Origin of the sequence: Colwellia sp. (genome assembly GCF_013214175.1) — a bacterium.
Taxonomy (GTDB): Bacteria; Pseudomonadota; Gammaproteobacteria; order Enterobacterales; family Alteromonadaceae; genus Colwellia.
In genome coordinates, this window is sequence record NZ_JABSPA010000007.1 from 272,161 (window position 1) to 281,439 (window position 9,279).

The following is a 9,279-nucleotide window of genomic DNA, read 5'->3' on the forward strand; positions in this document are numbered from 1 at the left end:
GTTAAATCAATCAGTTACCTAGCCTTACCTTAATGATGGTTTAATTATGCTTTAGTCATTCTCGAGCTGCTTATTGCATACCTCTTAATTTTTCTGGTTGCATAGGCTTTCTGCTCAAATTTCGCCCAACCAGTAACAATTAATTGGCCCATCGCATTTATTTATCATTATTCATCCTATCTGGTCTAGTTTTTCAACCTTAAATAAGTTATGTTTTTTACCTATAATAACCGATTAAAGTGTGTTTTTGCACAAATGGTAGCGCTATATAAATGGCGTGAACTGCCTTACACCCCCCCCTATTTTTACTCAGGTGAAATATGAAAAACCAAATAAAAACAATAACAAGCACTCTGTTATGCTGCACAATGCTATCGTGTTCAGCAACCACTAAAGTACAACAAATAAATAGCCCTGACTTACCGCCTAGTTATGAACAAAGCTGGGACTCTTTAGCAAAACATGAAGCGGCACCACAGTGGTATCAAGATGCTAAACTCGGCATTTATCTGCATTGGGGCGTCTATTCAGTACCAGCATTTGGCAGTGAATGGTATCCAAGAAACATGCACTTTAAAAATCGTAAAGAGTATAAACATCATATAGAGACTTATGGTGAATTAAATGACTTTGGCTACCATGATTTTGTCCCCCTATTTAAAGGTGAATATTTCGATGCGGTAGCCTGGGCAAAATTATTTAAAAAAGCCGGCGCTAAATTTGCCGGTCCAGTGACTGAGCATCATGACGGTTTTGCCATGTGGGACAGTGAAATAACACCCTGGAACTCAATGGACAGAGGCCCAAAAGTTGATGTGACTGGCGAGCTAAAAGAGGCGATTACCGCACAAGGTATGAAGTTTATTACCACCTTTCACCATTCAAAAAACTTACAACGTTACAATTCCATAACTAACAAAAAAGAAAACAAGCCTGGTGAACGATTTGGCGGCACTCACTACCCTTATTATGAAAACACACCACCAGCCAGTACCGATCCAGAGCTTGCTTTACTGTATGGCAATATCGTGGAAGAAGAGTGGAATGAGAAAATTTGGTTTGGTAAGTTAAAAGAAGTTATCGATAACTATCAGCCCGACATTATTTGGTTTGATTCTTGGTTACATTTAGTACCCGAGCAATACCGAAAAAAGTTTGTTGCTTATTATTTAAATGAAGCGAAAAAGTTAAATAAAGAAGTGGTGATTATCCGCAAGCAAAACGATTTACCCTTGTCGTTTAGTGTTGATGACTTAGAAAAGTCGCGCAAGAATCACATCGGCGCTCAACCGTGGATGACCGATGAAACCATCAGTAAAGGCAGTTGGTCATACACTGAAAACTTACGTGTAAAAAAAGCAAAAGATGTTTTGCATGTACTTATTGATGTGGTCAGTAAAAACGGCACCATGCTGTTAAATGTTTCACCAAAATCCGATGGCATAATCCCTGAAAATCAACAAGCGGTACTTTTAAAAATGGGCGCTTGGTTAGATAAATACGGTGAAGCAATATTTGCAACCCGCCCTTGGTATACTTTTGGGGAAGGACCAACCAAAGAGCCAGTAGGCCACTTTAAAAACCATAGAGAATTTGCCAAGGTTAAATATACTAACCAAGATGTTCGCTATACCAGCAAAGGCGATAGCATTTATGCCATCATATTAGGCTCACCTGAGTCTAATAAAAAAATAACGTTAACCGCATTTGCTAAAGGTAAGTTACCAAATACCACCAATATTTCAAAAGTAACGGCATTAGGCGCTGATGAAACGTTAACATGGACACTAACTGATAAAGGTTTGCAGATCACAGTACCTGCAAACCAAATAGAGAGTATGGCGATGGTATTTAAAATTAACTAACGCTGCTTATAATATGCTAGCAAGAAGCTCTCTGCAGAATAAGAAAAAGCCAGTATTTTACTGGCTTTTTCTATTTTCATTATTACCCCCTGCCAAATACACAGCCATTTAAAGGTTATTATTTACTTTAAACAGAAGCATTCCCGATACATGCATAAAAACATACTAATAATAAAGCTTTAAAATACAAGGAACTTGTAAAGATACGTAAAGATTATGTAAATTTACGCCAGCTTTGTTATTGACAGTTGTTTTGTTTATGGTTAACCTGATTTTGAACTTTATTTACAAAAAACACCTCATGCAAATATAATCAAGTAGCAAAAAACAAAAGTATAAAGTTAACGAAAGTTAGCCTCCTAATAATAAAAAGAAGTTTACGGCAGTGTTATAATTAACTTAGCTGCCTAAAGAATTTAAATTTTTCACCAAAGTAAACTGCGTGAAATTACTAATGAATTGGGGAACAACATGAAGAAAATGCATTACAAATCACTGGTGGCTGCGGCTATTTTAACAGGCCTATCTCAACAAGGCGCTATGGCTACCGAATTAGCACCTATTGGTAGTGTACAAGATACTTGGGTAATTCTTCCTTTACCAAGCGTTGACAAAAAAAGTGTCCACGGTGGTAAATCATCAATAAAAATTGATAAGCACTTTTCAGCATTCGTTCAATTTGTTATTCCCACCTTACCTGTCGGTGAAGTTATTGATAAGGTTATATTAAAACTTAAAGTGCCTGGTGGCGGTAAAGCAATACCTGATACTTATATTTCTGAGGTTACCGAACCTGATGTAGTGTGGGATGAAGCTGTAGTTAATGAAGATACCTACCCTTTTGTAGTTGGGAACAGAATTCCAGGTGCTGAGATAGAAGCAACCACAACATCCTTTTTACCTGCTGACGAGTCTAATTTTCCAATTCAACCCGGTGATACTCCTGAGTTTGATATTACTTCAGCTGTCTCTGGCGCAGGCACTTATACCTTCAACATTGATATGGAAGAAAAAACAGAACTTGTTGATAGAAAATATGTTGGCGGTAAATTTGTGAATACTGCGAATGTTAGACCCCACTTATTAATTACTACTAAACTTGCCCCTGCCAGCGATACAACACCACCAGTATTTACCGACATTGCCCCAATTGAAATAAATGCCACGGGTACAAATACAGATATTAGCTCTTTAGTAAATATTACTGCTACCGATGATACCGATGGCGCGATTACTGCGACAATTATTGGCAACAGCAGCTTTATTTCAGGTGCTCATACGGTAACTTTACAAGCAACCGACATCGCCGGTAACCAAGCCACCAAAGAAGTTACGGTTAATATTACGCCACTGGTTGTATTAACTCAGCCTGTGACATTAGAGCTACCACCTGGTGAAACAGCTAGTGCGAGTGTGGCTTTGTCAGGCCCTGCAGTAAGTTACCCAGCCAGTATTGGTTATACCATTGCTGGTGATGCCACTAGTGATACTAACGGTACATTAACCTTTGCAGCTGATAATTATGCTGATGGACAAAGTGTTGCTATTACCCTTGCTAATGATGCACAAGGTACACAAACAGCCGTTTTAACACTAACTGCCGTATCTAACGTGCAAGCAAATAATGAAACCGTTACTGTCACCACATTTGATGGTAATTTACCTCCAAGTTTAACGTTAACCTTAACGCAAGGCGGTGTAACTATAGCAACGATTAGTGCTGCTAATGTGGTAGCCATTCCTTCTATTGATGCAGCTAAAGGTGACGTAACGGTAACTGTCGATGTTTTCGATTTTAATGATGAAGATTTACATACTGTTACTTGGCCAGAAACGAGTGTTGATTTAGGCGCAACAGCTAAAGACTTTGTATTTTCTCCGAAAGAGCTGTCTGGTGATTACGCCTTAAATGTGAGTGCAATTGAAGATAATACATCAGAAAAATTCGCTACTTTACTTGCTGCAAATATCAGAATAATCAAAGAAGTTTTTCCTGAACTAGTGGCCGGTGAAGATACTGATGGTGATGGTATCCTAGATACTGATGAAGGTTTTAACGATACTGATGGCGACGGCATTGTTGATTACCTGGATGGCAACCCAGATACAACGCAGTTACCGCTATCAGCAGAACAAAAGCCTCTACAAACTTTACCCGGCTTGACACTTTCTCTTGGTACTGTTGCAAATGCTAAAGGTATTTCAGCTGACTCAGCCATTATTACTTCTGAAGACTTAGCAATTCGTTATAGTGATTTAGATACCTCAGATTCAGGTTTTTTACCCGTTGAAGGTACTAGTTTATTTAACTTTACCGTTAATGGTTTAGCTAGTGGTGCTGCTGTTCCGGTTGTTTATCCATTACCTAAAAATATTATTATCACCAAAGAGACTGAGTACCGTAAATACACACCAAAAGGTGGCTGGGTAACCTTTATTAGTGATGCAGACAACACCATAGCCTCTGCAGCTAAAGATGAGAATGGTAATTGCCCTGCCCCAAATGATGCACTTTATGACCATGGTTTAGGCTTACAAGAGAACGATAACTGTATTCAATTAACCATTAAAGATGGCGATATTTATGATGCTGATGGCACTGAAAATGGCATCATTGAAGATCCAGGTGTTTTAGCTGAATCTTATACTGTGATTGAATGGAGTGCTGACAGCATTGAATTGCCCGCAACTAATGTTAACGAAGGCAGTAATGTTATTTTAACAGCTGACCTAACTACGCATGTTGGTGGTGCAGATATAAGCACATTGACCTTTGCTAAAGATGAAGGTCCTGCTTGGTTAACCGTTGATGAGACTGGCGCTCTTTCAGCAAACTTATCTAAAGTCGCGAGTGGTGATTACACTGCCACGATTAGCTTTATGGATAACAAAGCGCAAACAGCTCAAACTGAAGTTAAAGTCTCAGTAGCATTTAACAATGCACCGAAACTTGCAGCAGTGGAATTAGCCGCAGCTTCACGAAATGAAGCTTATTCTGCAAGTCTTGCTGAACTAATCACTGATGCTGATGGTGACAGTTTCACAGTTACTAAAGTAGGTGGACCACACTGGTTAAAAGTAAGTGAAACGGGTCAGTTATCTGGTACGCCACTTAAAGCCAATATTGGTGACAATAACATTACTGTTGAGTTGACTGATGACAAAGGTGCAGCAAATGCAGTAACCTTTAATATTCCAGTTGCAGATTCACAAGTTAGAGCAAGTGGCGGTGGTTCATTCTCTGCAGGCTTATTAGCTTTATTAGGTTTAATCTCGTTAGGTAGAAGAAAGTTAAAAAAATAAGGTAAATATTATTTCTTAACCAACATAAAAGTATTAAAGCTGGAGAATTTATTCACCAGCTTTTTTTTGCTTTGTAATTTATGTTTAAATGGGTTTAGCTTAAGGCAGCTGTAGCACCAAGAAGTCCTTAGCAGTGTCCTGTTTTTAGTTGGTCATTTGATTACCAGCTAAGGCTCACTGTTACCACAAAACGGACATTAAGCTATGTAAGGAATAAGTTGATTTGCATTAGATTTTGTATAGATAACGCCCACATCAACTGCCGGAGGCTACTGGCGTTTTTTGTTTTGTTTTGTTTTGTTTTGTTTTGTTTTGTACAAAAAGTAACAGTGCCGGAGGTCAGATTGCATGTGTTAGGAATTTTATGCGCTGACACTTGTACACTCTCTTAAAGAGCTCTTTTTATCAACGACAGCATCACAATATTTAACAACAAAGTTTGAAAAGTACTTTACTAACCTAACTGAATTTTCAGGAGAGCTGGTAAAATAGGACTTTTCGTTGTAAAAAAACTCAGCCCCAAAAAATTTATCGCACTCCTTTTTTAGGTCAAAATCTGAATCCCCACCAAAGTCGCCCATATCACTTTCTACACGGCCTATATCATGGCAGATTCTGTTTCTAAGTCTTCTAAGTAACTCTAAACCTCTTAAGAATTTACTTTGATCTTGAACTTCTATACCGTGACATTCAATAAGCTTAGAAATTACAGTCTTCAAATGCTTTGGTTTTTTACCTTCAACGTAAAAATTATATTCTTCAACAAAGAAAGAATGCAGGTTGGTATAAGACATACTTACCGCAATTTCAAAAACTGTTGCGTCTATGTAGTCCTTTTTTGTTGAACTAACATTTCCTTCGGGATAATCGTGGCATACCAAATTGTTATAGTCTTTAATATTGCTTTCTATCACTTCAATTAGCCCATAAAACATATTTGGGCCAAATCTACTCGTATAGTGTGCATATTCGATTTCTGAAATTTTTTCGCCCATCTGTATTTCCTGAACTCAATAATGTACCAACGCCTCGTTAAGCGGATAAAAATGGTTGGCTATAATTGCGAAACGATGGCCCACTATCAATTTTCCGTTTAAGGAACTTGTTATGAGATTATTTAAACACATCAAAGAACTTCTGTAACAAAGTGCGATTATCTAAATTTTTAAGTGTTACTTCGTATTCTTTGAGCTTAATATTTTTGGCATCTAAGGTATCTTTGTATTTACGAATACCATCATTACTAATAATTAATTTTTGATTTAACAAGTCAGATTTTTCTGCTTCACTAGCGAGTAATTTTTTTGTTTTAATATTCTTCTGTTGTTCATAAGAAATTAATTTTTTATTGTACGATTCAGAGGAAGGATCAACTAACACCTTACCGTATACTTTTTTGCTAAAGATTCCGGTTAAAAAATTATAGTAGCGCTCTAAATCATTTTCATCAAAAGGTTGCTTACTCAACTCCTTTTGGAATCTAAGCTTTTCAGTTATGTATATTTCAATGATAGGAATGTTATGGTTCAAGAAATCTTGCGTTTTTTCAGGCTCACAACCATGAGTAACTTTAACCTCGATTGCTACTTTCCCTCCCCATTTTTCACTATACTCACTGTTATTGGAGAAGAAACCTACTAGATCAGGGAAATAGAATCGACCATTTTCAAATCTAATTTTCAGATCTTCTGTCTTGATTTCGGAAAAGTGAAACGTTGATTCAACTTTTCCAAAAACAAAATTAATCGAATCCAATTCAGATAACACAAGTATCGCAATAGAATGAGATAAAGATTCTCCATCTCCAGAAACGACTCCTCCATTTGAATTTTCAATATATCTAAAGAAACCTTTAATGACAGGCGTCATTCGAGCACGCTTACTTTCGTCTATTTGAGTACTAAAGAAAGTTAACTTATTAAATTCGAATATATCGTTTTCTTTTAGTTTCAGAACTTGCCAAATATAGAAAAACTTTGTTCGTCCACGCTCATCTTTAATGAAGTTGTCTGAGTCACTCTTGGCATATGCCCTGATTTTTTTATTTGCCATAGTAGCTAATTGCGATCCTCATAACAGTAAACAGTATATTATGTAAATGTCTCAGTAATCCCCATCTACTCGATTATTTTACACCCTATCGTAAAACTCTTTAATTTAAAACGCTAACGCCTTTATTTTTTGTTACTGAAACGAATCAATGCAATATAGAAGTAAGCATTAGAAAATATATGGCAAAGATTTAAAGTATAACGTCTGGAATGCGCACCAAGAAGTCATTAGCGGTAAACTTTTTGTCACTATTCATTGGTTAAAATCTAAGGCTCACTTTTACCACATTGCGGACATTAGATTAAAGGCACAAAATAACGCTTTGGATTAGATTTTGTATCGATAACGCCTAAATAACAGGCTAAGTAATGGTTGGCTAAAATGTGTAGCGAAGCGAAACGTAGCCAACTGTTACGTGTCCTTGTTGATTTTCTTGTTATATTTTTGTATTACAAAACTGATACTTACAAACAATACCAGATATAAAAACATATTGGTAAATACATTGAAATAACGCATACCGCCTAACTTAGGTAGCAAAGAGCTTAAAATAGGTAAACTAGGTAGTATGAAGAAAACTAAAATTGTTGTGCCTAAAAAGGAATATATATAATACCGTTGATTTTGTAGTTTATTTACTAGAAACGCGCACATTAATGTAAAAACAAAAATAAGGGGTAACTGTAACCAAATAATTAAGAGGACTGTTTCTATATTTCTGCTTAAACCGTCATGACCGAATACTAAGTTAGTAAAGTCGACAAATAATAAAACCCAACTTTCATTTTGAATAGTTAACCATTCACCATTTAGAAATACAGAAGTAACAATACCTAGTATGATCACCAAAAGTTTCAAATTTCACAATCCTTGAGAAAAATATAGCCTCACTAAGAGGCAAATAATAGTTGGTTAAAATAAGCGACGAAGGAGAAAAAACCAACTGTTTTTTGTCCTTTTGAATGACTTATAGTTGGACCATTCCATTACTTAATTTCTGGCGTAACTGAATGCCTAGAACTGTACCCAATAAAACCGCAATTACACTAAGTAAAAAAGGAAATAAGAACGCTAGTGCCAAAAGAGGTATGTCTAGAAAGATATTCATTAACCAACTAGAACCTAAATTAATAATCCAGAAAAGGAGAAAAGCGTAAAAAGCATGTTGATAGGTTTTAGCTGCTTGCTTATAAGCAAGATATACATACACGAGCAAAGATATGATGAAACCTAAAATCTCTAGTGTAACAAGAAAAGAAGTGTTTTGAGTCGCATCACCAGCCCCAACTGCTAATGTGGCAATTGTTGATGCTAGTACCAATAAAAAGTAAATACTTATTGAAAATAACACTATCCTAGAATAATTCACGATAATCCTTTACCAACGCCTCATTAAGAGGCAATAAAATAGTGGGTTAAAATAAGCGAGGCACGAGCAAAAACCAACTGTTTTTTGTCCTGCTTTAATGACTTGTTTATTATGTGTCACTTAAACCTTTACTAATTGTTTTTAAATAAGTTGTTTTATATTTTTTCCAATCACCATGAATATATGTGTGATAAAACTCATAGTCATGTTCCTTGATCGGTACGCCATTTAAATATTTATAAATCATATCTAAATGTTCACGATTCCATGCCCAAAGAATCTCACCGCGCCCTTCAAACTGAAAGTAAGGTTCAGTTAGCTCTTCATACGCTAACCTCTTTTTGCGGTACATACATGATGTGCATGTAATTGAAAATGGTGAGCCTTTAAAGCTTGATGACATATCACCGACAAATAAAGAGTCACCTACTTCTTCATCTTTAGCAATTGCTAAAGAACTACAATTTGGGCATTTAATATCAATTTTGGATGGACGACTTTTGTGATCATACCTCACATGGGTTAAACCACCATTCATTAAAAAAGTGCCACGATGATTATTTTTTGTCCCTGTAGGATTTTTCAAACTACTCTCCGTGTTAGATGTGACACATAGACACAATGACTCCCCACGAGGTGCTAGCCTCTGACCGTGGGTTAGTTTTACAAACCAGAGCCATAATATATGTG

Annotated in this window: 6 protein-coding genes; 2 read left to right on the forward strand and 4 right to left on the reverse strand. The window is 36.4% G+C overall.

The window, feature by feature from the left end:
• Positions 1-320: 320 nt before the first annotated feature.
• Both HRT55_RS16840 and HRT55_RS16845 read left to right on the forward strand, forming a co-directional pair.
• Entirely contained in the window at positions 321-1,865 is a 1,545-nt protein-coding gene (locus tag HRT55_RS16840; protein WP_291623072.1) for an alpha-L-fucosidase, read from the forward strand.
• A gap of 471 nt (positions 1,866-2,336) precedes the next feature.
• Entirely contained in the window at positions 2,337-5,168 is a 2,832-nt protein-coding gene (locus HRT55_RS16845; RefSeq protein ID WP_291623074.1) for a choice-of-anchor U domain-containing protein, read from the forward strand.
• A gap of 362 nt (positions 5,169-5,530) precedes the next feature.
• Here the strand turns inward: HRT55_RS16845 and HRT55_RS16850 are convergent, their stop codons facing one another.
• From HRT55_RS16850 to HRT55_RS16865, 4 genes are all read right to left on the reverse strand, one after another.
• Complete coding sequence (locus HRT55_RS16850; RefSeq protein ID WP_287206679.1) at positions 5,531-6,163, reverse strand: hypothetical protein; 633 nt, start codon at positions 6,161-6,163, stop codon at positions 5,531-5,533.
• 118 nt (positions 6,164-6,281) lie between these two features.
• Positions 6,282-7,220, reverse strand: a complete 939-nt coding sequence (locus tag HRT55_RS16855; RefSeq protein WP_287206680.1) for a hypothetical protein — start codon at positions 7,218-7,220, stop codon at positions 6,282-6,284.
• A gap of 967 nt (positions 7,221-8,187) precedes the next feature.
• Entirely contained in the window at positions 8,188-8,589 is a 402-nt protein-coding gene (locus HRT55_RS16860) for a hypothetical protein (protein ID WP_291623078.1), read from the reverse strand.
• 109 nt (positions 8,590-8,698) lie between these two features.
• On the reverse strand, positions 8,699-9,175 hold the full coding sequence (locus HRT55_RS16865; protein ID WP_291623080.1) for a hypothetical protein: 477 nt from the start codon (positions 9,173-9,175) through the stop codon (positions 8,699-8,701).
• Between the last annotated feature and the right edge of the window lie 104 nt (positions 9,176-9,279).

Excerpts from the sequence above, each read along its gene's own strand:
- HRT55_RS16840 (WP_291623072.1), top strand. The coding sequence starts at position 321 with ATGAAAAACCAAATAAAAACAATAACAAGCACTCTGTTATGCTGCACA.
- HRT55_RS16845 (WP_291623074.1), top strand. The coding sequence starts at position 2,337 with ATGAAGAAAATGCATTACAAATCACTGGTGGCTGCGGCTATTTTAACA.
- HRT55_RS16850 (WP_287206679.1), bottom strand. The coding sequence starts at position 6,163 with ATGGGCGAAAAAATTTCAGAAATCGAATATGCACACTATACGAGTAGA.
- HRT55_RS16855 (WP_287206680.1), bottom strand. The coding sequence starts at position 7,220 with ATGGCAAATAAAAAAATCAGGGCATATGCCAAGAGTGACTCAGACAAC.